Source organism: Thermodesulfobacteriota bacterium, from assembly GCA_040757775.1.
Lineage (GTDB): Bacteria > Desulfobacterota > UBA8473 > UBA8473 > UBA8473 > UBA8473.
The window spans coordinates 113,280-138,995 of record JBFLWQ010000002.1; the positions used below are offsets into that span (position 1 = coordinate 113,280).

Consider the following 25,716-nt stretch of genomic DNA (forward strand, 5'->3'; position numbering starts at 1 on the left):
TCACTCAGCATGATCTTATAACCACCCTGTCCGTTAAAATCTGCCTTGCATGTTCATAAACCTCACCAACCTCAATCAATCTCATGCATTGGTGATCTGTGGGGCATTCTCTCTTCAGACATGGACTGCAAGGCACTTTTTTTCTAATAATTATACTACTGGTTCCAAGGGGAGAAGTAGTAACAGGGTCGGTTGACCCAAAAATCGCTATAAGCGGAATCTTTAAAGCGGCGGCTAAATGCATTAATCCGGAATCATTCGTTATAAAAAGACTACATTTCTCTATCAAAGCCATAGTCTCTAAAAGGGATGTCTTACCAGCAAGATCTATGACATCTGAGTTAGCAATGCCCAGTATCATTTCAGATATTACTTTTTCCTCTTTACTGCCAAAAAGCAATATCTTGCCTCTAAAATCTTTATGTATCATATCCGATAATAAGGCATATCTTTCAGGAAGCCATCTTTTTGCAGAGCCAAAATATGCCCCCGGGTTTATACCTACCAATAATTCACCGTTCTGTATATTGAGGGGACCCAGTATTTCTGTTGCCCTCTTCCTTGCCTCATCAGAAACTTTAACCAGAGGGTCCTCATCTACGATGTCCATCCCCAGAGCCTTTAACATCTCCAGGTAGTAATAGACCTGATGCTTTCCAAGCACTGTTTTATCTAATATTACTTTATTAGTCAATAAATGTCCCCTCATATCACTGTTATACCCTGCCCTGATGGGAATTCCTGCCAGCAAGGCTATCAGGGCAGCATCAAAAGCGTTCTGGAGGAGAACAGCCAGATCGAACCTCTTTTCTCTCAGAGCTTTCGCCAGCCTGAGCCTTCCCAATACACCATTGTGTATTCCATTATGCTCGTAGATAATAACCTCATCCACATCAGGATTATTTTCAAGTAAAGGAGCTACCCAGGGTCTACTCAAAATCGCTATATAAGATCTGGGGAAGTTCTTCCTAATGGTGGCTATAGCCGGAAAGGTAAGGATAACATCACCAATCCAGTTAGTTGACCTGATAAGAATCTTATCAATACTATTAACGTCTATCCTTTTTTTATTCTTTACTCTAATTTGAAAATACCTCTCTGACAGGCGAGACGCCTGTCCTACTGTTTGTGGATGCCTCACTCACCCTCTTCAACAAAAAATCTTTAAACTCTTCTTCTCTCTCCAGACACAATTCTATACTCAGGGCAAAGGTCTTAACATTGCTCAAAAAGGAGCTGTCTATCTTCACCATATCCTTTTCTGTAGTTACAGCAAAATTGACCTCTCCTGAAATCTCCCCTATCCTCTTATAGTCTTTTGATGAGTACCAATGATGGTCAGGGAAGATCAATTCCTCTACCACTATTGCCCCCAGCTCCTTCAATGAAGCGGTAAAGTGTTCTGGATTAGCGATCCCCGAAAAGGCCAACACCCTTTTATCCCTTAAATAATCCAAACCTTTCCTCTCTCCAAAAGGGTCTATCAGATGTTTAGCCTGAAAATAACCATAAAAGATTTCAGCGTCTTTTTTAATGCTCCTTATTGTGCGTGTCAATTCCCTTTGTTTATCTGAGCTTTTTGCCCTTGTAACCAAAAAGACATTTGCCCGTTTCAGGTTCATTAATGGTTCCCGAAGCACCCCTCTTGGAAAGAGATAATTATTACCGGATACTATCCGTGAATCCAGCAAGAGAATATCTAGGTCTCTTTTAAGCCTTATATGTTGAAAACCATCATCTAAAATCAATACGTTACTGTTAAAACGCTCGATCACATATTTCCCCCCCTGATATCTATCCTTCGAGGTTAGAACCGGAATACCCTTCAATTTCTTTGCCAGCATGTAGGGTTCATCACCTGCTTCCCTCGGACTCAATAAAACGTTATCCCCTTCCGATACAAGATTTACCTCATCAGTTCCCTTGCCCCTGTATCCTCTGCTCACTATTCCGACCCGGAAGTCATTTTCTTTCAGTAATTTGGCAATATAGTGAGTTGTAGGGGTTTTTCCTGATCCACCTAAAGAGATGTTCCCAACGCTAATGATTTTGCAGGGAAGTTTCTTCGATCGTAAGATACCCCTCTGGTATAACCAATACCTGGTCTGGATAATACCCCTGTAAAGCAGAGAGAGCAAGAATAAAGGGAACAGCACTATCTCTATATATTTTCTATCGTGCCTCTGCCAAATAATCCTTTCAAAAAGGGCTCTGAGATTCATAGCTTTAATTAAAAAACAGATATAGGACAAAGTCCTAATATATTTCCCGCTTTTGCCAATATCTTAGAACTCTGTCTTTTGGGGTCTTATAAATCTATCTATTATCTCCATATTTCTGAGGGTTGCCCCCTGATTCTTTTCAATTACACTATAGGCTGCTTCCCCTAAATGGCGTAAAAGAGAAGGATCACCAAGCAACTTTCTTGCCTGAAAGAGAAACTCATCTTTATTCCTGACCTGGACCCCACCGCCACTATCTTTCAACACCCTGGAAATCTCTAAAAAGTTATGCATATAAGGGCCAAATATTACAGCTTTCTTGTAAGCCGCTGGTTCAAGGAGGTTATGCCCACCGATCTTAACGAAACTCCCCCCAACGAAGACCAGAAGCCCGATAGAATATATCTTACATAATTCTCCTATTGTATCAAGGATGATTACCTCAGCAGTGGCGGTTCGCAAACCGCCACTATGTTCTTTAACCCTCGTCTTTCTTGTACAATTAAGACTTCGTTGGGATGCCAGATTCTCAACCTCTCTAAACCTCTCCGGATTCCTGGGTGCCAGAATAAGGACTAAATCGGGGTATTCCCCCTTAAGAGCTTCAAAGACATCCAGAACAATCTCTTCTTCTCCTTTATGGGTACTGCCTGCAATAAAAACTTTCCGATATGGCTTTATCTCCATTGAATCCAAAAGCCCTTCTTTTTCTGCCTCAGTGAGATCAGGAACCGTCTGGTCAAATTTTAGATTCCCTGTCGTTATCACCTTGGTAGCATCTGCACCACTGCTTATTATCCTGTCTGAATCTACTTTAGATTGCATGGAAAAAACGGACAGGCACTCCAATACTACTTTGATAAACCACTTAAACCATTTATATCTTCGATAAGACCTGGGAGAAACCCTGCCATTAATAATAATGGATGGGACATATCTTTTCTTTAATTCTCTTAAAAAATTAGGCCAGATATCGGTATCCACAATTACAAACAGTCGGGGGTTGACTGCATCGATAACTCTTTTTACTACCCAGGGGTAATCCAGGGGAAAGTAGATTATGCTTTCTGCCTCTATAATTCTAGAATTTGCTGTATAATTTCCTGCCTCTGTAACTGTAGAAAGAATGATTTTGTGATTTGGATACCTATCCCTGATCATCCTGATTATGGAGATGGATGAGAGGACTTCACCCACTGAAACAGCATGAAGCCAAATGGGGTTTTTTCCAGCAAGGTTTTCTGTTAACTTTTTCGGCAGGAAGCCTAACTTTTGAAGAACACTCCTCCTGTATTTACCGGCAGTTATCATCTTAAACAAATAAAAAGGAAGGGCAAATATTAATGCAAGAATTAGAATCAGATTGTACAAGAGGTACATTTTTCACCATTTGCTATTCTATCTGCTTTAGCTCCTGTTCGGTATCTTTTTATTCTGACTCCTGACTCCCAACCACCTATTTTCCAAAATAATTATCAGCCAGGTTTGTAACGGCTATAAGTCTCTCTTCCAGCAGCATCCTTTTCTTCTCCAGATATTCCTCGTCACCGTTGTCCTCAACATAGACAGGTTCTCCCCATACAAAAACGCCCCTGGAAAAGGGGACAGGCAACAAAAAAGCATCCCAGCTTTTGAATATCTTCCTTTTGGAAGAACTGAAAGCCATCGGGAGTATAGGAGATCCACTTAACTTTGACAGATCAATAATACCTCTTTGAACCTTATATCTCGGCCCATTAGGCCCATCCGGAGCCAATGCCAAATCTGAACCATCTTTTAAAACTTTAATCATCCTGCGAAGGGCAGAAAAACCACCCTTTTTAGTTGAACCTCGAATTGTCTCATATCCCATAAGTTGTGTGGACCTGTTAACAATCTCCCCATCGCTATGATGACTCATAAGCCCATAAACACGCCTTTCCTTATAGCGATTGAACAATACCGGAACCATCAGCAATCTTCCATGCCAGAAGGCAACTATTACACTCCTCTTTTTCCCCCAAATTTGTCTAACATTTTCTGGATTATGTTCTGTTATCCTCAAAGTTAAAGACAAAAATCTAATCACTAAAACTACTAATAATGGTGCTGCCGTTGTTTTTATCTTTTTCTCGAATTTTTTGCTGATAAACCTTTTTCTAATCTCTCTGAACGTCACCATGTTTTTGTTCTATTTAACAACCTCTCCATTGTCTCTAAACTGTAATTCATATAGTTTTGTATACTCTCCGTTCCTCTTGAGAAGTTCTTCATGTACTCCTTCTTCAACAATATCCCCCCCAACGATAACTATTATCCTATCAGCATTTCTAATAGTAGAAAGCCGGTGGGCAATAATGAAGGTAGTCCTGTTCTTCATAAGGTTTTCCAGGGCATTTTGTACTTCAATTTCAGACTCAGAATCTAAAGATGAGGTTGCTTCATCTAGTATTAAAATGGGAGCATCTTTTAAGATTGCCCTGGCAATTGAAATCCTCTGCCTCTGTCCACCAGAAAGCTTCACCCCTTGTTCTCCAATCATGGTATCATATCCCACAGGGGTTTCCATAATAAAATCATGGGCATTGGCAGCTTTCGCTGCCATTATAATATCATTCTTGGACCTTTTTATATCACCATAGGCAATATTGTTCATAACAGTATCGTTGAATAAGATTGTCTGCTGTGTTACTATAGCAATTTGTGACCGAAGAGATTCAATAGTAACATCCCTAATATCCACGTTATCTATCAATATCGCCCCTTCTGATACGTCATAGAAACGGGGAATCAGGTTAACCAATGTAGTCTTTCCCCCACCACTCATTCCAACAAAGGCAACAGCCTCTCCTACCTTTACCTTGAGATTAATATTCTTTAAAACCAATTCGTTATCATACTTAAAGGAAACATCTTTAAATTCTATATCCTTTGAAACAGGTGCAAGAGGCGTTGCATATTTTTTGTCCTGAATTTCAGGTTCGGTATCTAGAATATCAAACACCCTATAAGCAGCAGCCAGTCCCTGCTGAACTACACTGTTCACTCCACTAAGCCTTTTAATCGGCTCGTAAAGCATAATTACCCCCGCAAGAAAAGAAAAAAAGTTGCCCGGGGTGGAATAGCCTTTTATAACGGAGTATCCACCATACCAAACAACCAATGCAGACCCAAATCCCCCTATGAGTTCCATTACAGGAGACGACATAGAACGAATATGCTGGGCTTTCATAGTAGCTCGAAACAGCCGATTGTTTTCCGCAAAAAACCTTTTGTTTTCGTATTGTTCCATCCCGAATGCCTTTACAATTCTATTCCCGGATATAGTTTCATGCAAGAGAGTTGTCAAAGCTCCCATAATATTTTGACCAAGGGTACTAAGCAATCGAAGCTTTCTGCCAAATTTTACAATAGGGATAATCGCAAATGGAAAAACCAAAAAGGCAAAGATTGCCAGCTTCCAATCCCTGTAAAATACTACTCCGATTAATCCAATAATACTGAAGGAATCTTTCAGAACGCTTGTAACTGCACTGGATACGGCTCCCTGTATAAGGTTGACATCATTTGTAACTCTGGACATCAGAACTCCGGTAGGGTTTTTGGTAAAGAAGGAGAGAGAAAGGGTTTGTATTTTACAATACAGTTTATTTCTAATGTCTTCGACTATCCTTTGACCCACATAACTCATCAAATAGGATTGCCCATAATCGAATGCACCCTTAATAAAATACAATAAAACAATAGCTAAGGGGATTAAATGCAGCATAGATATGTCTTTTTTAAAAAATATCTCATCTAACGCGGGTTTTACTAAAAAGGCAACACCTGCTGTAGATGCAGAGACAAATATCATACATATCATGGCAGCGAACAGCCTATACCAATAGGGTTTTACAAATTCCAGCAAGCGCTTATATAATTCCATTGTTCCCTTTCTATCGAGTCATTTAAGAACTCTTATAACCTGTTAATCTCCCTTTTCTCTTTTCAATAAACAAACATGCTTTTCTTTCAATAATCAAGATAATTCCGGCACAGATAACCCCAACAACTGCCCCTCCAATAATATCAGAAGGATAGTGCACACCTACATATACCCTGGAGTACCCCACAATAACGGCTATGGAGAGAAAGATTGCAACAAGCCTCTTGTATTTATACCCAAAAAAACTGGCAGCTGCAAAGACATTCGATGCGTGAGAGGAGGGAAAGGAATATGAATCAGGGCCTCCGCATCCTACCAATAGATGGACATGTGGCAACACATTGCAGGGACGAGCCCTCGCCACGAGAGGCTTTATAAGCTGATGAATCAACATATCACTGAATACAACAACAACAATTACCAGTACTGCAGCTATTCTACCCTTCTTGCCGCCTTTTACAATTAAAGCAAGCCAAACAATAAAAATAACAATCTTCCAGTTATCAATGTCTGTTATTACAGGCATAATGCGGTCGAAAAGACCGTTCTGCATAGTGTTATTGATAAAATAAAACAGACTTGTGTCTATCTGTAAGAGATGGACCATCAGGCTATGCCATTCCCTGTGCAGTTTTCAATCCGGACACAACAGCGGGCTTAAGCCTGCTGCTGAGATCCATCAGGCTATGCCATTTTTTAGCTTGTAGGGGTTTGATTAATCAAACTCCTACAAGCCTTTAAAATTGTAACACTTATAGATATAAATACTCCTTATGGGAAAGCCAGTTCGGTTAATCGTTAAACACCTGCTTTCTTCAACATGATCAAAAACAGCCGTGACGAAGCTTGATTCACCATAGCGCTGTTCAGAAACCAATACCGCATTATTGCCCAAAAGCCTTGAAAAGTCATTCCAAATATTGTACTGATTAAATCGTCCTTCCCAGGATACCTCACAGACAGGATACCTTTCACTCTCAGCGTAAAATGCTAACTCCCCCACAACCTGATGGCGATGACCTAACATAAAGGTAGGAACCTCTTTTGGCATTTCCCGAAGGACTCTGTTTACCTCTAATCCCATCTCTCGCCATCCATGGAGTGCGCTGGTCGGGTCATCCTTCAGGGGGATCGGTAAGACAGGATATATAGCCTGCACATGAGCAACAGTAGTTAGTACAAAACTGGAGGAAAATACTATTATCAGCCATGCAATATGGAGTTTCCTTTTTTCCCCTCTGGAAAGTGATAAAAGAGACAGACCTGTCATAGCTATAATACCTGAGAAATAAGCCATCGCAGGCCAATTCCCTTCAACCTTTGTGCGAAGACTAATCATCGCGAAGAACAGAAATACAGGGACAGATGCACAAAATAGCAACAGGAGATTGGCGTTTTGCCTTTTCAGACCTAAATAGAGGCTCTTTAGCATTATATACAGCCATGCAATAAAGACGAAAGGGGAGATAATCCCCATTTGTCCTCCAATATAATCTAAGAAGTATTTCATCCCCGGGTTTTCCTTCGCTGAAAAACCATGTGTGAATTGAAAATTAAAGGATATCCAATCATGCTTAAAATTCCATATAATAACCGGGCTAAAGATAATTAATCCAATAACCAATGCCAAGTACGGCTCTTTTCTAATTAACCACCTTCTATTATCTTTTGACAGTATTAAAAATAGAAGTATAGAAGGGACAAAGAGAATCATCGTATATTTGCTTAAAAGACCAAACCCTAAAGCTAAACCAACAAGATACCACCAAAATTCCTTATGGGTGGATATCACCTTATATACGAAGTACAGCCCTATCACCCAAAAGAATCCCTGTGGGGTATCTGGGGTAATTATTACGGCACCTATTGCATGTCCCGGCACAATATTTACCAGGAATGCTGACAACAAGCCTGCTCTTTCATCTACAAAAATGTCTTTGCCCAATCTGTATGCTACAATGGTCATAAGAAAAATCAGTACAACACAGCCAACCCTTGTAAAGAATTCACTATTGTGGCCGAGCAGGGTAAAAAGATAGATAATATAAGCCACCATAGGAGGATGATCGTAATAACTCAGGCCCAGATTGCGGGACCAGTCCCAATAATAGGCCTCGTCCGGCGATAAATCCAAGTACCCTATAAATACAAATCTAACCACTGTTACACTAAAGAGAAATACAAGGAAGTAAGTTTTGTATCTGTTCATATTCTCCCACACTACCAGTAGAGCGCTTCGTAATTAAGATGTCATATCGACCGAAGGGAGATATCTTCTAATAATGCATCTCAACAGGTCGGAATTAAGATTTATCGCTTTGCTCGAAATGACAGCATTGCATATGTATTTACGGAACGACGCACTAGTACCTCAATCGAAACACAATCATTTTCAATAAACTCTCCTTCATTATCCTAAAATTGAAGGTAGATTCACCACTCATTCTTTCCTCAAAGAGAATTGGGACTTCTTTAATTTTAAACCCTTTCTTATATGCCTTGTATAAAACTTCCTGGACTATAGAGGGGCCGGTGGAGATCATACTATTGGGGTCTATAGCCTCCAAAACCTCTCTCCGAAAGACCCTGAATCCAGAAGTGCAGTCTTTTACATTCAAGTTTAGAATGATTCTTATATATATATTTGCCAACTGGGTTACCCATGTCCTCATAATATTTCTCCCAGATTCTTCTCCCCCTTTCATGAGCCTGGAACCAATAACTATATCACAAGTATCCATCTCCTTTAGCATTAGAGGGATATAAACCGGCTTATGGGAAAAATCCCCGTCCATTTCAATAATATAATTGGCACCTTCCCTCAGTGCATACTGAAACCCCTCTATACCTGCTGTTCCCCTACCCCTTACGCCAATCCTGTGAACAACATGAACCCTTTGGTCTGTTTCCCTCATCCGGTCCAGAATCTTGCCCGTTCCGTCGGGAGAATCGTCATCTACCACTACCACAGAAATATCATTGGACATAGCCAGTATCTCTTTAATCAGTCTCTCTATATTTCCCGCTTCATTATATGTGGGAATCATTGCCATAATCTTCATCGCAATCGTCCTCTCGTTGCACTTCCCTTTAGTCAATATTTCTTTTGAAAAAGTATCCCTGAGAGCGAATTCTTCCTCAAAGCTCTCTCTTTTTCTTTCCTATCGGAAAATATCTGTACCCAAAATAGCATACTACAAAAGATGTCAGGGTACCTATTAGTCCCCCAGCAAGGACATCCGAAGGATAATGGACCCCTACATAGATTCGCGACATACCCGTTATAAAAGCAACTACAAATAGAAGTGTTACATATTTTCTATAGGTATAAGCGAGAAACATGGCTGCTCCAAAAGCTGTCTGAGTGTCACCAGAGGGGAAAGAACTGTGTCTCAATGGTTCCAGTACTATGTTTATGTGGACTCTATTTGCCAGTATCAAATCAGCCATATCCTCCAAAGGACGGGGCCTTGCCACTACCTCCTTTAAGACGTGAACGAACATTCCCCCTGCCAGTACAGCAATAATACCAATCGTAAAACTACGCCTGAAATTCTTTCTGTCAAAGATATAGAGTCCCAGACCTATGAGACCAGCTAACACATACCCTGAACCAAACCATGAAAATACAATCATTACCACATCAAAGAGCGGGCTTGAAAGTCCATTATTTACAGCAAGAAATATAGATTTATCTAAAGCAACAATATCCTCTAACACCTCTTTATCACCCCAGGGATTTGGAGTTGGACGTTCTGTAATTATAACACTTGTAGATATAAAAAGTCCTTATATGTTCTCCGTTTCTATAGATTTTTAGGGGCAGCTCAGCCTCTATAGACGAAAACGTACCCTTATATACCTCGCGAGGGTCCTTGCTATATCGATTGTCTGCTAAGAAGATTGCATCACCGCCTATAAAATCATCAGGACCATGCCAGAAGTCATATTGATCGACATAGTCATTTAAGCAATATATTCTGAACCTGGCGCCGGTATAAAACGCAATATGGCCAGCCAGAACAGGACGATGGGTAAAAATAAAAGTCTTATTGCGCTGAGACATCTTACCATATATCTCTAAAATCCTTTCTCCAGCTTTGGGCCATCCATATAATTCGTTGGTTCCGTCTACTTCTACAGGAAGGGGTATAATTTTGAAAAGTGCCTGGGCAGGCATAAGAGCGGAGAATAGAACGGCAGTTACTAAAACGAGATAAGTCGCCACAAGCAAACGTATTCTACTACTGCCAGTCTTTTTTCCAAATGATTCCAATGTTAACTGAGCTAGAAGAATAAATGCGGTAACAAACCCGAGAGTTGGCCAATGAGGCAATACTTTCTTGAAAAAGCTTAAACCAGCAAAAAAAAGCAGAATTACAACCGAAAAAGAAAAAAGAAAAAGATAACGATCATCTCGTTTTACAATTCCTCGATACCCACCAATAACAATGGCATAAATGGATGCAAAAAACAGGAAAGGAGAGATATAACCCATCTGTCCTGCCAAACCAGCAACAAACCATTTCGGAGAAAATTCAAAGGTGCCTCCATAGCCACGGGAAAGCTGAAATCCAAAGGATGCCCATCCATTTTTAATATTCCACATTATAACAGGGCTAAATATTAAAAGGGCAATAACTAATGATATATAAGGTTCTTTACGGGTAAGCCAAAACCTATTCTTTTCAGACAATAGGAGAAAAATAAAAACAGAGGGGAATAAAAAAAGGGCGTTGTATTTACTTAAGAGTCCTAAACCTGCCACGCAACCTGCCAGATACCACAAAGACGACTTCTCTTCTTTTACAGCCCTGTAAAGAAGATAAAGAGCTATAACCCAGCAGAGCCCCAGAGGAGTATCCGGCAGTATAAGTATTGCCTCTAATACACTAAATACCGGTGTTAAATTCAGCAAAAGAGCTGAAAAAAAGCCTACCCTATTATCGTTGAAAATGTCTTTTGCAAGAAGGAAAACAAAAATAGAGGTAAAGAAAAAAAATATTACAGCCCCAATTCTGACTGAGAATTCATTTATCCCTCCAATTTTTGTAAACATAGCTATCAGGTAAGCAACCATGGGGGGATGGTCAAAGTATGAGAGACCTAAATATTGAGACCATGCAAAATAATGTGCCTCATCGTCTCCCAGACCAATCTTTCCTATGACACTCAGTCTAAGCACAGTTGTAACTATAAGCAGGATAAAGAATAACTTTTTATATCTTTCCATTGTCCTTAAGCAGGTCTACCACAGCCTGGTAAACCTCCTCCAGGCCTATTGTATTCATGCAGTTAATTTCCTTATTACATTCCCTTTTATAACAGGGGCTACATTCCAGTTTCGAAAGTATCTTCCTGCCCCTACCGTAGAGTTCAATCTCTTGAGCACAGGTGGGCCCAAAAATAGCAACTACAAGTTTTCCAAGTGCTATAGCTATGTGCATAGCAATGCTATCACCACTTACCACCATATCGCAGAGATTTATCAGGGAAGAGAATTGTTGCAGGGAGTTATCACAACCAGTATCATAAACAAGATTCCCAACCCTTGAGTATATCTCCCTGTTCCGTTTAACTTCATTAGGGCCACCCAGAAGAATTATCTTCCCATTTATCTCTGAACTTATAGTTTTAATCAATTCGACAAAGCCATCAACTGTCCATGCCTTATTTGCAAATATATCTCCTGCACCAGTATTCAATCCAACAATTAAAGCATCTCCACTAATTCCATGCCTTAATAAAAATGACCTGGCATAATCCATATCTTTATCAGGGATGGTCAGGATGTATTCATCCTGCTGGTATTTTAACCTTGATGCCTCATATATCAACTCAGGATAAGTTTTGGCGTTAATCTCAAATTTTAATGGGTCGGATAGACCTAATTTAACCAGGTACAAACTTTCTTCATTTAAAGGAAAGAGATTACCTTCGGGACTCATTCCAAAACCTAATTTTTCTTTTGCCCTGACCTTTATAGCCAAAGCGGTTGCTCGCGGTTCTTTGTCGAGACACAAAAGCAAATCAAATTTTTCTACTTCCAGTCGGAGGATGGTTTCGACATTAAAAACCAATAGCCTATCTATCAATGGATTCTCTTTAAGCAAACCATATGCGTTTTCGTCAGTTAACCATGTAATATGGCTTTCGGGATACTTCCTCTTAAACCCTCTTAAAACAGGGGTGGTTCTCAATACATCTCCCATAGCAGCCAATTTTATTATCAATATCCGTCTACCCATTGGTGTGTATTTATCACAATCTTCGCATAGCAATTTGTATCTGCATGGTTTTTCACCTACAAAGTGCTTGCAATCGAGCCTTAGTTTCATCTTTTTCCCATCCAATCCCATCCTCTCTTTTCAAAAAAGGGAGGCTAAACTAAATTCCCCCTTTTAAAGGGGGATATCTGAAAAGGGCAATATAAATAAGCTCAGTTAAAAGTGTCTTCTAACGTGATTACAATCTCTAATTTAGTGTTTAAATCCAACTTTATATAAAATACGTTCCATCCACACTACAAAATTAATGGGCAAATCATTGGCTGTTTTGTATAACATGTATATTCCTAATATACCAATGAAAAAATTTGGCGCCCATAATGCGATGGGGAGAGGGATCTCACCATTCTTGGCTAAAATCTCTCCAAATGTAAGGAAAACATAGTAGGTCAGTATTACTCCCAGACTAAGTATAAATCCCCAAAATTTGCTGGATGGTCTGGATTGTATACCTAATGGAATTGCAACTAAACCAAATACTAAACAGGCAAAAGGTAGAGAGAACTTTTCATATAGTACCTGTAAAGGATGGTAAAGGTTCTTCTTTTTTCCTCTTAACTCTTCAATCTTTCTTTTTAGTTCACCGATTGACATTGCACTGTATTCCTTGGTAAAGTCCCCTTGCTCTTTTATAATCGTTCCTAAGTCCAGGTTTATATCGTAAGTACTGAAACCGATCTCCTGATATGTATTCAAATCCTTACTTGCCCTATGAATCTTCCCATCAATCAATCTCAAAGTAATAATGAGAGATTTTGGATCAGAGATTAGGTAGCCCTCTCTGGCAACAATAGTATTGGGTTCCCCTGTTTCCCCTTTTTCAGAAACTAAAATTCCTTTTAGTTTTTCACCCCTGACAGCTATTTCATTCACATAAAGAACCAACCCCTTAAAGTCACTGCTGAATGTCCTCTCTTTTATACCAATGTTTACCTTGCTTCTGGCGATATTGAAGATCAACTCACTGGTAGAGCTGTTCCCCCAGGGAAGGGCATAAACTGCCACAAAGGTAGTTAAGACCGAACAAACCAGAGAGAAAATCATTATCGGAGCAACCAGCTGGTATATGCCTATTCCAGATACCTTCATTGCAGTAATCTCATTATCTCCAGAAAGTCTTCCAAGGGCAGCTAAAACCGCCATTAATAGAGCCATGGGAAGGGTAAACACAAGAAAGGACGGTATGGCATACAGAATTAACTTTGAAATGTCAATAAGTTTTACTCCTTTATTTACCACCAATTCAGTTAATCGTAAGATACTGTTCATTAAAAAAATGAAGGTAAATATCAAAAGCCCAATAAAAAAAGGCCCCATAATCTCTTTTATAAGATAAAAACTTATAGTCCTTTTCATCGAATTATCACTATCTTTTCATGCTTAATTACTCTATGTCAAATGTAAAGGCTCAATTCCCATCATTCCTGTAGCTATTCTGGCAGCCTTAAAAGAAGCTCCGGGGGCACCCAGTTTCTCCTTAACCCAAGTTAATTCATTTTTGATCCTGGAATACAACTCACTATCTTCGAGGATTTTAAGGACTTCGTCTGCTATTCGCTCTGGAGTAACATCATGCTGGATTAATTCAGATACAACTCTTCTCTGTGCCACCAAGTTTACCAGTCCAATATTCTCAACCTTTATCATCAACTTACCGATCAAATACGTCAAAGGAGAAACTTTATACAGGATAACCATGGGAGAATTAATTATGGCAGCTTCCAGAGTAGCTGTTCCGGAAGCCACTATTACTACCCTGGATATATTTATAGCGTCATAACTGTTATCTGTAATAACATTGACCCTTACGGTGTTACAGGTGTTACCGATGATTTTTTCTATTTGGATTTTATTTATAGTAGAGGCAACCGGTAATACGAACTGCAGGCTTCCCAGTCTCTTGTTTAATATCTCAGCAGCTTTTAACATTTCGGGCAGAAGAAGTCTAACCTCGCTCTTCCTGCTTCCAGGAAACAACCCTATGGTTATCCTATCCTTGTCAAGGTTAAATCTCTCTAAGGCTTTCTCTCTGGAAAACTTCGGTTTTGCAATATCAATCAAAGGATGTCCCACAAATTCAACATCAATCCTTTGTTCTTCATAAAAAGAGGCTTCGAAAGGGAGAATTACTAACAGTTTATTCACCAGTCTGGCAATTTTTTTCACTCTCCTCCTTCTCCATGCCCACACCTGTGGGCTAATATAGTATAGAACCGGGATACCTCTTTTTCTGGCAAACTTTGCAAGGTGAAGATTAAAATCCGGGTAATCAATCAAAATTACCAGGTCTGGTTGGTTTACCTTCAGCGATTTTTTCAACTTTCTAAATGCTCTTATTATCGTCTTTAATTTGGAGAATACCTCCATAACCCCAACTACCGCCATGTCAGAGGAATCAAACAGAATATTAACGCCTGCCTCCTTTATTCTTTGCCCTCCGACACCATAGAAATGTACATTAGGGGTAAATTCCTTTATAGCCTTAATTAAACTAGAGCCATGAAGATCCGCAGAAGCCTCTCCTGCTACTACCAAAATTCTCTTTGAAGGCTTATCCATTTTATTGCCCAAAAGGGTCCCAGGGGTCGAGGGTTCTAGGGTTCAAGTGTTTAAAGTATTTATAGCTTCGATCACTCGACCCCTTGACTCCTTGAATCCTTGAACCCTCAAACCATCGGCTTTAGCCGATGGTAGTTGACATTGCATTTTTTATTGTTTTACAGACTATCTGGATATGCTCTTCTGTCAACTCGGGGTACATAGGTAGTGACAATACTTCAAGAGATGCCGATTCACTGTTCCTCAGGTCATCTGCATTGAAGCCTAAACTCTTAAACACTGGTTGTTGGTGAAGGGGAAGAGGATAGTAAACAGCCGAAGCAATACCCTCATCTCTAAGGTATTTTGTTAATTTATCTCTATATCTGGTTCTAATCGTATACTGGTGATATACATGTTTAACATCCCTATCCTCATAGGGTGTTATTATATCTACCTCCCTAAGGTAATCATTATAAAGACTGGCATTTTTGCGACGTAACTCATTGAATTTATTTATTTTCCCTAGCTTTACCCTCAGGATTGCTGATTGGATCTCATCAAGCCTGCTATTGAAACCCATCTCAAGATAATAGTACTTCATCTTACTTCCATGGTTTCGCAGGATTCTAATCTTATCTGCCAGGTCTTGACTATCGGTAATAATCATACCTCCATCACCGTAACAACCCAGGTTTTTGCTTGGGAAAAAGCTGAGGCATCCAATCTCGCCAAAAGTCCCCACTTTTCTCCCTTTGTATTCAGAACCAAATGCCTGAGCACAATCCTCTATAAGTACAAGATTGTACTTACTGCATAGATTTACAATGTGCTCCATATCCGCAGATTGTCCATAAAGATGGACGGGTAGAATAGCCCTTATCTGATTTCCATTTTCCTTATTTATTAATATTTTCTCTTTCTCATTAAAGGATGTTTTTTTATCGATAAATTCTTTAATCTTTTCAGGGGCAATATTATATGTCCTGGGATCTATATCCACAAATATTGGGGTCGCTCCTACAGAAACAATGGTTTCTACAGTGGAAACAAAGGTAAAGGGGGTAGTTATTACATCGTGTCCTTTTCTTACCCCACACGCAAGAAGTGCCAGGTGTAACGCATCAGTACCTGATGCAAGACCAACAGCATATTTCACTCCTAAGTAAGACGCAATTTCTTTCTCAAGTTTCTCTACTGACGGGCCTAAAATGAAGTTCCCATCCTCCAACACTTCTTTAATAGCCCTGTCAATTTCATCCTTAATTATTTCATACTGAACTTTGAGATTAACCATAGAAATCAGCATAAATTCTCCTTAACCGGTCAATTTGTTCTAAAATCCGTAAGGCTGCAGAAAGTGCCCTTTTAGCATCGGTCCCGGATACCAAGGGTGGTTTCCTGGTGTTAACTGAATCGATAAAAGATTTAATCTCTTCTTCCAGAGAGTCCCTTGCGTTTATTTCCACATTGCTAGCCACAATTTTAGGTAAACCACCATTTTCTTTTCCATTTTCAATCTTATTATAGATATCAACCTTTCTTGAGACAAAATCTATGGAGATATAGGCATCTGGTTGAAATATGCGAATCTTTCTCATAGTCTTTTCTGAAACCCGGCTGGCAGTAATATTAGCTACACAACCATTGACAAAAGTTATCCTGGCATTGGCTATATCTATCTTAGGAGAAATCACAGGGACACCCACGGCATCAATAATATCTATATCAGAATTAACAATACTCAATATGATATCAAGATCATGGATCATCAGATCCAGAACCACATCTACATCGGTGGCTCTTTCGGTAAAGAAGCTCAATCTGTGGGATTCAATGAACATAGGATTATTTAAAACATCTTCTATAGCAACAATAGCTGAGTTATATCTTTCTAAATGTCCAACCTGAAATATTAGATTTTTCTTCTCAGCCATCTCTATTAAAGAATCTGCCTCTTCAACAGTTGTAGCAACAGGTTTTTCAAGCAAAACATCTATACCATTACTAAAGAAATCCTTGGCAACTCTGTAATGCAATTTGGTTGGAACAGCAATGCTTACTGCCTGTACTTCACCGAAAAGATCAGAGTAGTCAAAAAAAGCCCTTGTATTAAAACGATTGGCAATCTCCATTGCCCTTGCATGATTAATGTCAACTACCCCAATCAGATTGACCCCTGATAGGTTTGAATACTTCTCCGCATGATATTGGCCTAGATACCCTACCCCTACTACGCCAACTCTTATATCTTCCATTTTTACCCCAGTATTTGAGGTTAGATTGCTACAATTGAAATGCCTTCCTCGTCAGCAAACCTAATCATTTCCTCCTTTTCCAGGATGATTGTATTGCCGGCTTCTATAGCCAGCACTGCCCCCTTGACCTCCTTTAAAGAACGAATTGTTTCCATTCCAACTACCGGGATGTCAAAACGCATATCCTGATTAGGCTTGCTTACTTTTACAACAACTACTTGCCCATTTCCTAACCTTCCTCCCCGTTTGATAGTTTCATCAGTCCCCTCTATAGCTTCAACCGCCAGGATTACTTGATCTTTGACAACAACGGTTTGCCCAATATCCAGCTTACCAACACCCTTTGCAATATCCCATCCAAAAGTTATATCCTTGTATTGATTCTTGGTTGGTACCCCTTTCGTAAGCACCCCTTTTGGGGCTAAAATCGAAGGAAGGTAACGGGCAGAGCTCTGAACATTTATCCCTTCTTTTTCTAATACCTTTGCAAAAGAACGTAATAATAAATCGTCTTTCTTATGCGCCAATTTTGACAGAAGGGATATTGCCCTGGCATCAGGTTTTATCCCGGAAAACATTGATGCCTTGGTTATCCCCCCGACCATTACTACATTACTGATCTGTTCCTCCTTAAATATTTCGATTAGTTTTTGAAGTTGTCCCACATCAATCCAGAAGATTCTGTCAACATATTCTTCAAGGTTACTAAGGGTTTCTCCTCTATGAGCAACAGCGGTTACCTTTAAATTCTTTTGCCCTAAAACCTGGGCAAATACAATGGGCAAATTCCCATTTCCAGCAATTAAGCCGATCTTTTCCATCATCGACAAATACCTCTTTCAGATTTTCGAATAAACTCTACAAAACCGTTAACCTCTTCTGAATCAGGAAGTTCGAGCTTCACTTTCTCTAATGCATTATTCAGGGTCATGCCTGATCTAAATATAATCTTATATGCCTTCTTAAGGTTGTTTATTGTGGCTTCGGGGAAATTGTTCCTCTTAAGCCCTGTAATATTCAGACCAAATAATCTAGCTCTGTTGCCCACAGCCATAACATAAGGAGGAACATTCTTAGAAACCGCGGAGGCACCCCCAATAATGGAATAAGCCCCAATCCTGACAAACTGATGGACGGCAACTAACCCACCAATAATTGCAAAGTCTTCTATCTCGATATGTCCAGCGAGGGTAGCAGCATTGGCCATTATGATATTACTTCCTATTTTACAGTCATGGGCTATATGGCAATATGCCATAAGAAAGTTATTGTTCCCTATCGTTGTTACCCCTCCACCGTGGGAGGATGCCCTGTTTATGGTTACAAACTCTCTGATAATATTATCATCACCAATGATTAAATCAGATTTTTCCCCTTTAAACTTCAAATCCTGCGGAGGGGTCCCAATGGATACAAATTGATATATATGACACCGCTCCCCTATCTGTGTGAATTTTTCTATTGTTACATGAGAACTTACATTTGTATCCTTGCCAATCTTGACATTCTCGGCTATTATAGAATATGGTCCTATTTTCACCCCTTCATCTAACTCTGCCTTTGGATGAACAATCGCTGTTGTATGTATCATTTTGTAAAAATTCCTTTCCCTATTAATGGTTCTTCTCCCAATTAGTTGGAAGAAAGGGGTAGCAGGATTCGAGGGTTCAAGTGTTACTTATTAGATATTATACCCTGCAATTCACCTTCAGCAACCAAAGATTCCCCTACGAACGCCTTCCCACTAAATCTCCACAGGAAACTTCTCTGTTTAATTACCTCTACTTCAAACCTTACTTGATCGCCTGGTAATACAGGTTTTCTAAATTTAACCTTATCTATGCTAGAAAAGTAAAAATTCTTGTTTTTAACCCTTTCAGGTTCATAACTCAAAGCTAGGACTCCCCCAGCCTGAGCCATTGCCTCAATTAACAAAACTCCTGGCATAATAGGGTAATCAGGAAAATGCCCTTGGAAAAAAAGTTCATTAAAAGTAAGATTTTTTATACCTACAACCCTTTTTCCCTTTTCCATTTCTAATATCCTATCAATTAAAAGAAAGGGGTACCTATGGGGCAAAACTTTCATAATATCTCTAATGTCTAACATTCTATCCCTCCAATTCAAATTTGATTTTTTTCTCTATCTTTTCTATCTTTGATTCTAACTCCTTTAAAGTCTTTCTCATTTTCGGTAATTTGATAATACTTGCCTGGGACCTTAACCACTCTTTATGAGGGATTGCTGGAAGACCTGAAACAGTCTGGTTTGGTGCTATATCTTTAGTAATGCCAGATTGCCCGCCAACCGTAACATTATCCCCGATCTTCAGATGACCTCCTACACCAACCTGACCAGCTAAAACAACATTATTGCCTATTTCTGTACTTCCTGCTATAGCCACCTGGGCAACTATAATTGTATCCTCTCCAATAATTACATTATGACCAATTTGCACTAGATTGTCGGTTTTAACTCCCCTTTTAATCCAGGTTTTCCCCAGGGCCGCACGGTCGATAGTATTGCCGGCACCGATTTCCACATCATCATCAATCTGAACTATACCAACCTGGGGAATCTTATGGTGCGTCTTCCCATCTTTGGCAAAGCCAAAACCATCACTACCAATAACAGTCCCACAATGGATTATAACTCTTCTACCAATCTTACATCCTTCACGGATAGAAGTATTTGCATAGACCACAGTATCTTCACCAATGTGCACATCATCACCAACATATACCCCGGGATACAGGGATACCCTGTCTCCAATCTTTACATTGTCACCCACATATACAAAAGGATAAATTGATACATCTATACCAATCTCCGTATTATTCCCAATAACGGCGCCTGGATCAATACCTTTTGCATCACAAGGCTTTTTATGAAATAAGCCAGCAATTTTTGCGTAAGCCAGGTAGGGGTTGTCAGTACACAGAAGAGGTTTTTCAGAATCTTTAAAACCGGAGGAAACTATTATTGCAGAAGCTTTAGTGGTTCTTGCCATCGACAAATACCTGGGGTTAGTAATAAAGGTTATCTCCCCATTTTTTGCCTCATCGATACTGTTTATTCCGGCAATAATAATATTACCATCGCCTATCACTTTACCATTGATAAAATCTGCCAACTCTTGCAGACTCTTATTTAACATTTCCACCTCCCTATATTAGATAACAGTTCACAGGGATCAGTTGATAGAGCTTGGGAAAAGACTTTAAGAGTGAGAACTTTTACTTGTTTTGTTTTCTCTGTTCATTATAGGCTTTTATGACTTTATCGGTCAGATCCACAGCGTCAGGGGCATAGAGTATTCCGCTCCTGGTCTTTTCAAGTATCATGGTGTAATTGCCTTCTCCCCCGATTTTGTTAACGATCTTTCTCAATTCATCAATTATCTTTTGACTAACTTCGATCTCTTCACGATTAAGTTCATCCTGAGAGTCTTTGTATAACCTCTCAAAATCCCTCAGTTCTTTCTGGTATCCTTTTTCTTTCTCGGTTCTTGCCTTCTCGCTTAATATTAAGCCCTGTTTTTCTATATTATCCTTCAGCTTTTTTAGTTCAGCCTGTTTTCCCTCAAGAGATTTTTGAACCTTTTTTACTTTTTCAGAAAATATTTTTTTTGCTTCCTTCCCTGCATCAGACGTATTCAGGGCATTCTGAAGGTCAACATATGCTATCTTAACAGTATCAGTTCCTAAAGCCAAATTAGGGAAAAGTAACACCAACGATAAAGTAAAAATCAAACCTATTTTCCTCATTTTAAACCTCCTCTGAAAATCTCACTTTTTATCCTTATATCCTTGACCCCTCGAATCCTGAAAATTTTAACCACTAGAACATCACCCCTATAGCAAACTCCCAGTTACTGCGTCTTTCGTCCGGTTTAGGATCTATATTGTACCCCCATTCAAGTCTAAGAGGACCTATTGGTGAATACCATCTTATACCAGCACCAACGCTGGTCCTCAGTCCGCTCAGACTATAATTCTCGTTATCATCAAAGGCATTTCCCGCATCAAAGAAGACCACACCCTTAATCCCTGCTTTTTTATAAAGGGGAAAAATATACTCTATATTGAACAGCAATTGTTTATTCCCGCCAATAACATCGCCAGTAGCGGGGTCTTTAGGACCTACGGAATATGCCTTAAAACCTCTGAGGCTGTTTATCCCCCCTAAAAAGAACCGTTCAAAAAGAGGTAGCTCTCTGCCTTGATTGCCATGTGCAAATCCCATCCTTGCACGAGACATAAAAACAGTATCCCCGGGTAAGGGAAAAAACCACGTTGTGTTACCATAATACTTTGTGAAATAATTGGTACCTCCCAAAACACCACCTGCATACTCAATTGCTATACTGTTTTCTGATCCCTTTGTTGGAAATATACGGTCGTTCGTTGAATCCCTCACCAGAGAAAGCACTATACTGCTCGTGACAGTTTTTCCCTCCTGCTCTTTTATCACTGTAGCAGCAGTATCCAGGACATCAGTTATATCCACGTTTTCATATTTGTATGTCGCATACGCCCTGGTATATTCCTCCGTTATTGGGAAACCAAATCTAATATCGCCACCTCGGGAGTATTTGGTATAGTCATCGTACTCTCTTCTAATATCATAAACATCAAAACCAGCAGATACAGGCGTATCAAAGAGCCAGGGTTCAGTAAATCCTAAGTTGTAGTTTGAGCTTCGTCCACCTATGGTAGCAACAAAAAATAATTTCTGCCCTCTGCCAAACAGATTGTCTTGGGTTATATTGAACATCCCGATAACATTGTCAATAGAACTGTAGCCAGCCCCAACACTTACTGCCCCTGTTGGTTTCTCCTTTACCTTAATATTCAAATTGAGTTTGTCATCATCAGTACCTTTTTCAGTATCAAAACTGAATTCTTCAAAGTATCCCAACCTATTTACTTTTTGGTAACTCTTACTCAATTTTTCTTTGTCATATATGTCTCCTTCCGCAACTTTTAACTCTCGCCTAATCACCTTATCTCGGGTTTTAGTGTTCCCTGTTATAGTAATCCTCTCGAAATATGCCTTTTTGCCCTTATGGACATCAAGGATTAAATCAACCAATTGGATTTCCCTGTCAATAGAGGTCAAGGGTGTTACATCAGCAAATGCATATCCGGCACCAGCATATTTATCAGTAAGATTAACAACATCCTTTCTGAGTAACTGACGGTCGAATATTTTCCCTGTGGTCATACTTAATTCCTTCAGAAGTTCCTCTTTTTTCTCTATTAAATCACCTTTAATATCGACTTTACCGACTTTAAATTGTTTCCCTTCATTAATCGGAATAACAATATATATCCACTCGTTATCGTGAGTTATCTCGGGCTTACCAACTTTGATGTCTATATAACCATTATTGCTATAGAATGCGATTATCTTGTCCAGGTCTTGCTGCAGCACATCCTCCTTTAACACCCCGGAATCAGTTAACCAGGAAAAGAAACCTTTTTCATCTGTCTGAATAATATCCCGTAATTCTTTTTCGCTGTATGCCTTGTTATCAATAAATCTAATCTTCTTTATTTTGGTTTTCTTATTCTCCGTAATCTTTAAATCTACTATAGCCTCCTTTCTTTTCAAATAGTACACTTTATAGTCAACTTCTGCTGCCCAATACCCTTTTTCTCTGTAGAATTTCAGTACATTTTTAATGCTGTCCTCTATTTTGTTAAAATTCAAAATTGTGTGGGGTTTAATACTCATAACCTCCATAATATCTTTTTTTTCAATAAACCTGTTACCGCTTATCTCAATTTCCTTGATAGAGGGTTTTTCACTAACAATAAAATTTATTTCCTTGCCCGAAGGAGTATCTTCTTTAACAACATTCACATCTTCAAAATAATTCATATCGTAAATGCGTTTTATATCTTCCCTCAAGGTCTTTTGTGAGAGGACATCCCCTTCCTTACTCTCGATACGAGGCTTAATGGCATCTGCTTCAATTCTATCGTTTCCCTTGATAGATATCTTAACGATTATATCTTTCCCCAGTAATTTTAGTTTGATGCGTCTTGCCAGCTCACCAAGTTTAGAAGTCAGGCTATCCAGATCCTTGCCATCAATATAAATTCTGATAGGTGATTTATGTCCCTTAATCTCTAAAACTCTGGTATCAAGGCTAATGCCTTTTCCTATATTTGTAAAACTGCCCCAAATTACGAAATCCGCACCTATCTTAGCACCAATTCTCCTTACAAAATCTTCAGCTATCTCCCCTTCTGATCTCCCCTTTAATTCAGCTTCCAGTACAGATTTTTCTATAAAAGAAACCCTTTCACTTTCTTTGATATGAGAGATTAGAATATCTGGTATTTTCTCTTTTAAATATCCTAGGGGTTCCGGGCTATTAATCTGGAAAGGAAAGATGCCAATTTTTATAGCTTCCTGGCCATAAGCAACCTGGCAAGTCAAAAAGCACACCAAAAAAACCAATATCTTTTTAAACATCTAGTGGAATGTCCCTTTAAACAACGCACTTAAGTGCGCTGTTGTCACTATGAATTTTAATTACGATAAGACATCTGAAACAATCATGCCATCCAATAGGCTTACCCTGCGAGGCATTTTATCTGCCAGTCTGTTATTGTGCGTAACTACAACCAGGGTTATCTTCAGTTCTCTATTCAAATTAATCAACAAATCCTGTACTGCGTCTCCTGTCTTTGTGTCCAGATTACCTGTGGGTTCATCAGCAAGTATTACTTCGGGTTTAAGTATTAACGCTCTGGCAATAGCCACCCGTTGCTGTTCACCCCCCGACAACTCACCAGGCTTGTGGGTAATCCTATCTTTCAAGCCAACCTTCTGAAGTATATTCTCGGCTTCAATACAGGCATCTTTCTTTTTGACTCCCCGGATTAAGGCTGGCATCATCGTATTTTCAAGGGCATTAAATTCAGGGAGGAGATGATGAAATTGGAATATGAAACCAATCGTTCTGTTTCTAAACCCTGCCAGTTTTTTATCGTCCATTAAAAAGAGGTCTTCGGTACCGTAAAAGACATTGCCTGAAGTGGGCCGTTCTATTGCTCCAAGTATGTGAAGCAATGTACTCTTCCCTACCCCAGAAGCCCCCAGAATAGACAGCATATCCCCCTTCTTAATATCTAAATCTATGCCTTTGAGAACCTCTACTGTTTTATTATTGGATTTAAAGACCTTATACAGTTTTCTTGTCCTGATAGATACGTTATTCATTCCTATTCATACCTTAAAGCTTCAGCGGGGAGCAGTTTAGAAGCTTGCCATGAGGGATACAGAGTAGCAAGAAAACTTATTCCAATGGCAGAGATAGCTATCAAAATGGAATCTAAACTGTCTATTCTAATGGGGAGAGTAGATATATAGTATACATCACTGGGCAGCTTTATAAATTTGTATTCACTGAGGAGGAAACCCAAAGCATAACCCCCAATTGTTCCAAGCAATGTCCCGGTAACTCCAACTACTAATCCTTCAATAATAAATATCTTCATTATACTGCTGGCAGTTGCCCCCATAGATTTAAGGATGGCAATATCCTTATTCTTCTCCATAACCACCATTATAAGGGTACTAACTATATTAAAGGCCGCTACCATAATTATTAGAACCAAGATTACAAACATTGTAATTTTCTCCATTTTTAATGCAGCAAATAGATTCCTGTTCATTTCCATCCAGTCTTTTGTCCAATATGAATAACCTAAATCTCTAACAATCCTGGAAGCAATCTCTTTAACTTTATAAATATCATCAGTCTTAACTTCTATACCCGTGACAACACCTGGCATATTAATAAAGTCTTGAGCATTCTTCAGTGAAATATATAAAAAAGAGGAATCGTATTCATACATCCCGGATTCAAATATACCAACAATCTTAAACTTCTTCATTCTGGGCACCATACCCATGGGGGTCATAACGCCCATTGGCGAAATCAGATTTACCGTATCACCGTAGAAGATTCCTAAATTCCTCGATAATTCCTTACCAATAATAATTCCAGGATAGTCAGCACTATTGTCATGCCCTTCTAAGTTTAGCAAACTCCCCTCTTTCATATTCGATCCTATATTTATTACCTTCCCAATTGTTTTAGGATCAACCCCTCGTAAAGCTACTCCCAGAGAACCAGATTTTGAACTCAGCATTGCCTGCGTATATATAAATGGAGTTGCGGATTTCACCCTTTTTACTTTCTCAATTTTTTTTATTATCTCTTCATAATCATCCAATCCTTCGCTCTGTTTCAGCACCACTATGTGAGAATAGTATCCAAGAATCTTGCTTGTAAGGTCCTCCTTAAAGCCACTCATCACCCCTATTACCACAATCAGGGTCATAACCCCGACGGCCACTCCTCCAACAGATATAAGGGTAATAATAGATATAAAAGTCTGTTTTCTCTTGGCTTTTAAATATCTCAGCCCGATAAAAAATTCGTAAGACATGCTACCCTGAACTTATCGCACCTATGGTACGAA

At 39.3% G+C, this 25,716-nt stretch carries 23 protein-coding genes; all 23 read right to left on the minus strand.

Annotated elements, in window-relative coordinates:
* Positions 1–4: 4 nt before the first annotated feature.
* Positions 5–1,141, minus strand: a complete 1,137-nt coding sequence (waaF, locus tag AB1401_01975) for a lipopolysaccharide heptosyltransferase II (protein ID MEW6614224.1) — start codon at positions 1,139–1,141, stop codon at positions 5–7.
* A complete protein-coding gene (gene lpxK / locus AB1401_01980) occupies positions 1,080–2,252 on the minus strand; it encodes a tetraacyldisaccharide 4'-kinase (GenBank protein ID MEW6614225.1) in 1,173 nt (390 codons plus the stop codon). Before lpxK ends, waaF begins: the two co-directional genes overlap by 62 nt.
* A 33-nt stretch (positions 2,253–2,285) precedes the next feature.
* Complete coding sequence (locus AB1401_01985; GenBank protein ID MEW6614226.1) at positions 2,286–3,602, minus strand: 3-deoxy-D-manno-octulosonic acid transferase; 1,317 nt, start codon at positions 3,600–3,602, stop codon at positions 2,286–2,288.
* Between the two features lie 76 nt (positions 3,603–3,678).
* The gene (locus AB1401_01990; protein MEW6614227.1) at positions 3,679–4,383 is read right to left on the minus strand and encodes a lysophospholipid acyltransferase family protein; all 705 of its coding nucleotides are present in this window, start codon (positions 4,381–4,383) and stop codon (positions 3,679–3,681) included.
* Between the two features lie 9 nt (positions 4,384–4,392).
* Positions 4,393–6,129: a lipid A export permease/ATP-binding protein MsbA gene (gene msbA, locus AB1401_01995; protein MEW6614228.1), complete on the minus strand. Its 1,737-nt coding sequence runs from the start codon at positions 6,127–6,129 to the stop codon at positions 4,393–4,395.
* Positions 6,130–6,151: 22 nt separating this feature from the next.
* A complete protein-coding gene (locus AB1401_02000) occupies positions 6,152–6,736 on the minus strand; it encodes a phosphatase PAP2 family protein (GenBank protein ID MEW6614229.1) in 585 nt (194 codons plus the stop codon).
* Between the two features lie 120 nt (positions 6,737–6,856).
* A complete protein-coding gene (locus AB1401_02005; GenBank protein MEW6614230.1) occupies positions 6,857–8,338 on the minus strand; it encodes a glycosyltransferase family 39 protein in 1,482 nt (493 codons plus the stop codon).
* 154 nt (positions 8,339–8,492) lie between these two features.
* Positions 8,493–9,191: a polyprenol monophosphomannose synthase gene (locus AB1401_02010; GenBank protein ID MEW6614231.1), complete on the minus strand. Its 699-nt coding sequence runs from the start codon at positions 9,189–9,191 to the stop codon at positions 8,493–8,495.
* Between the two features lie 76 nt (positions 9,192–9,267).
* On the minus strand, positions 9,268–9,849 hold the full coding sequence (locus AB1401_02015; GenBank protein ID MEW6614232.1) for a phosphatase PAP2 family protein: 582 nt from the start codon (positions 9,847–9,849) through the stop codon (positions 9,268–9,270).
* 7 nt (positions 9,850–9,856) lie between these two features.
* A complete protein-coding gene (locus AB1401_02020; GenBank protein MEW6614233.1) occupies positions 9,857–11,362 on the minus strand; it encodes a glycosyltransferase family 39 protein in 1,506 nt (501 codons plus the stop codon).
* Positions 11,349–12,467, minus strand: a complete 1,119-nt coding sequence (locus tag AB1401_02025) for a glycosyltransferase family 9 protein (GenBank protein MEW6614234.1) — start codon at positions 12,465–12,467, stop codon at positions 11,349–11,351. Before AB1401_02025 ends, AB1401_02020 begins: the two co-directional genes overlap by 14 nt.
* A gap of 141 nt (positions 12,468–12,608) precedes the next feature.
* The gene (lptF, locus tag AB1401_02030; protein ID MEW6614235.1) at positions 12,609–13,772 is read right to left on the minus strand and encodes an LPS export ABC transporter permease LptF; all 1,164 of its coding nucleotides are present in this window, start codon (positions 13,770–13,772) and stop codon (positions 12,609–12,611) included.
* Positions 13,773–13,805: 33 nt separating this feature from the next.
* Positions 13,806–14,975 (minus strand): lipid-A-disaccharide synthase, encoded by a 1,170-nt coding sequence (lpxB, locus tag AB1401_02035; protein ID MEW6614236.1) that lies wholly within the window; start codon positions 14,973–14,975, stop codon positions 13,806–13,808.
* Between the two features lie 121 nt (positions 14,976–15,096).
* Positions 15,097–16,263, minus strand: a complete 1,167-nt coding sequence (locus tag AB1401_02040; GenBank protein MEW6614237.1) for a DegT/DnrJ/EryC1/StrS family aminotransferase — start codon at positions 16,261–16,263, stop codon at positions 15,097–15,099.
* Positions 16,244–17,212, minus strand: a complete 969-nt coding sequence (locus tag AB1401_02045; GenBank protein ID MEW6614238.1) for a Gfo/Idh/MocA family oxidoreductase — start codon at positions 17,210–17,212, stop codon at positions 16,244–16,246. Before AB1401_02045 ends, AB1401_02040 begins: the two co-directional genes overlap by 20 nt.
* Before the next feature lie 20 nt (positions 17,213–17,232).
* A complete protein-coding gene (gene lpxI, locus AB1401_02050) occupies positions 17,233–18,036 on the minus strand; it encodes a UDP-2,3-diacylglucosamine diphosphatase LpxI (GenBank protein ID MEW6614239.1) in 804 nt (267 codons plus the stop codon).
* Complete coding sequence (lpxA, locus tag AB1401_02055) at positions 18,033–18,803, minus strand: acyl-ACP--UDP-N-acetylglucosamine O-acyltransferase (GenBank protein ID MEW6614240.1); 771 nt, start codon at positions 18,801–18,803, stop codon at positions 18,033–18,035. Before lpxA ends, lpxI begins: the two co-directional genes overlap by 4 nt.
* 83 nt (positions 18,804–18,886) lie before the next feature.
* Complete coding sequence (fabZ, locus tag AB1401_02060) at positions 18,887–19,321, minus strand: 3-hydroxyacyl-ACP dehydratase FabZ (GenBank protein MEW6614241.1); 435 nt, start codon at positions 19,319–19,321, stop codon at positions 18,887–18,889.
* Position 19,322: 1 nt separating this feature from the next.
* Positions 19,323–20,369, minus strand: coding sequence for a UDP-3-O-(3-hydroxymyristoyl)glucosamine N-acyltransferase (gene lpxD / locus AB1401_02065; GenBank protein MEW6614242.1), 1,047 nt, complete (start codon positions 20,367–20,369; stop codon positions 19,323–19,325).
* A 79-nt stretch (positions 20,370–20,448) separates the two neighbouring features.
* Entirely contained in the window at positions 20,449–20,979 is a 531-nt protein-coding gene (locus AB1401_02070) for an OmpH family outer membrane protein (protein ID MEW6614243.1), read from the minus strand.
* Positions 20,980–21,052: 73 nt separating this feature from the next.
* Positions 21,053–23,698, minus strand: a complete 2,646-nt coding sequence (gene bamA, locus AB1401_02075; protein ID MEW6614244.1) for an outer membrane protein assembly factor BamA — start codon at positions 23,696–23,698, stop codon at positions 21,053–21,055.
* Between the two features lie 60 nt (positions 23,699–23,758).
* Complete coding sequence (locus AB1401_02080; protein ID MEW6614245.1) at positions 23,759–24,448, minus strand: ABC transporter ATP-binding protein; 690 nt, start codon at positions 24,446–24,448, stop codon at positions 23,759–23,761.
* 2 nt (positions 24,449–24,450) lie between these two features.
* The gene (locus AB1401_02085; protein ID MEW6614246.1) at positions 24,451–25,683 is read right to left on the minus strand and encodes a lipoprotein-releasing ABC transporter permease subunit; all 1,233 of its coding nucleotides are present in this window, start codon (positions 25,681–25,683) and stop codon (positions 24,451–24,453) included.
* Between the last annotated feature and the right edge of the window lie 33 nt (positions 25,684–25,716).

Bases quoted from the DNA above. Each gene is read 5' to 3' on its own strand.
- AB1401_01985 (MEW6614226.1), bottom strand. From the start codon at position 3,602: ATGTACCTCTTGTACAATCTGATTCTAATTCTTGCATTAATATTTGCC.
- AB1401_01990 (MEW6614227.1), bottom strand. From the start codon at position 4,383: ATGGTGACGTTCAGAGAGATTAGAAAAAGGTTTATCAGCAAAAAATTC.
- msbA (MEW6614228.1), bottom strand. From the start codon at position 6,129: ATGGAATTATATAAGCGCTTGCTGGAATTTGTAAAACCCTATTGGTAT.
- AB1401_02000 (MEW6614229.1), bottom strand. From the start codon at position 6,736: ATGGTCCATCTCTTACAGATAGACACAAGTCTGTTTTATTTTATCAAT.
- AB1401_02005 (MEW6614230.1), bottom strand. From the start codon at position 8,338: ATGAACAGATACAAAACTTACTTCCTTGTATTTCTCTTTAGTGTAACA.
- AB1401_02010 (MEW6614231.1), bottom strand. From the start codon at position 9,191: ATGAAGATTATGGCAATGATTCCCACATATAATGAAGCGGGAAATATA.
- AB1401_02020 (MEW6614233.1), bottom strand. From the start codon at position 11,362: ATGGAAAGATATAAAAAGTTATTCTTTATCCTGCTTATAGTTACAACT.
- AB1401_02025 (MEW6614234.1), bottom strand. From the start codon at position 12,467: ATGAAACTAAGGCTCGATTGCAAGCACTTTGTAGGTGAAAAACCATGC.
- lptF (MEW6614235.1), bottom strand. From the start codon at position 13,772: ATGAAAAGGACTATAAGTTTTTATCTTATAAAAGAGATTATGGGGCCT.
- lpxB (MEW6614236.1), bottom strand. From the start codon at position 14,975: ATGGATAAGCCTTCAAAGAGAATTTTGGTAGTAGCAGGAGAGGCTTCT.
- AB1401_02040 (MEW6614237.1), bottom strand. From the start codon at position 16,263: ATGCTGATTTCTATGGTTAATCTCAAAGTTCAGTATGAAATAATTAAG.
- AB1401_02045 (MEW6614238.1), bottom strand. From the start codon at position 17,212: ATGGAAGATATAAGAGTTGGCGTAGTAGGGGTAGGGTATCTAGGCCAA.
- lpxI (MEW6614239.1), bottom strand. From the start codon at position 18,036: ATGATGGAAAAGATCGGCTTAATTGCTGGAAATGGGAATTTGCCCATT.
- lpxA (MEW6614240.1), bottom strand. From the start codon at position 18,803: ATGATACATACAACAGCGATTGTTCATCCAAAGGCAGAGTTAGATGAA.
- fabZ (MEW6614241.1), bottom strand. From the start codon at position 19,321: ATGTTAGACATTAGAGATATTATGAAAGTTTTGCCCCATAGGTACCCC.
- lpxD (MEW6614242.1), bottom strand. From the start codon at position 20,369: ATGTTAAATAAGAGTCTGCAAGAGTTGGCAGATTTTATCAATGGTAAA.
- AB1401_02070 (MEW6614243.1), bottom strand. From the start codon at position 20,979: ATGAGGAAAATAGGTTTGATTTTTACTTTATCGTTGGTGTTACTTTTC.
- bamA (MEW6614244.1), bottom strand. From the start codon at position 23,698: ATGTTTAAAAAGATATTGGTTTTTTTGGTGTGCTTTTTGACTTGCCAG.
- AB1401_02080 (MEW6614245.1), bottom strand. From the start codon at position 24,448: ATGAATAACGTATCTATCAGGACAAGAAAACTGTATAAGGTCTTTAAA.
- AB1401_02085 (MEW6614246.1), bottom strand. From the start codon at position 25,683: ATGTCTTACGAATTTTTTATCGGGCTGAGATATTTAAAAGCCAAGAGA.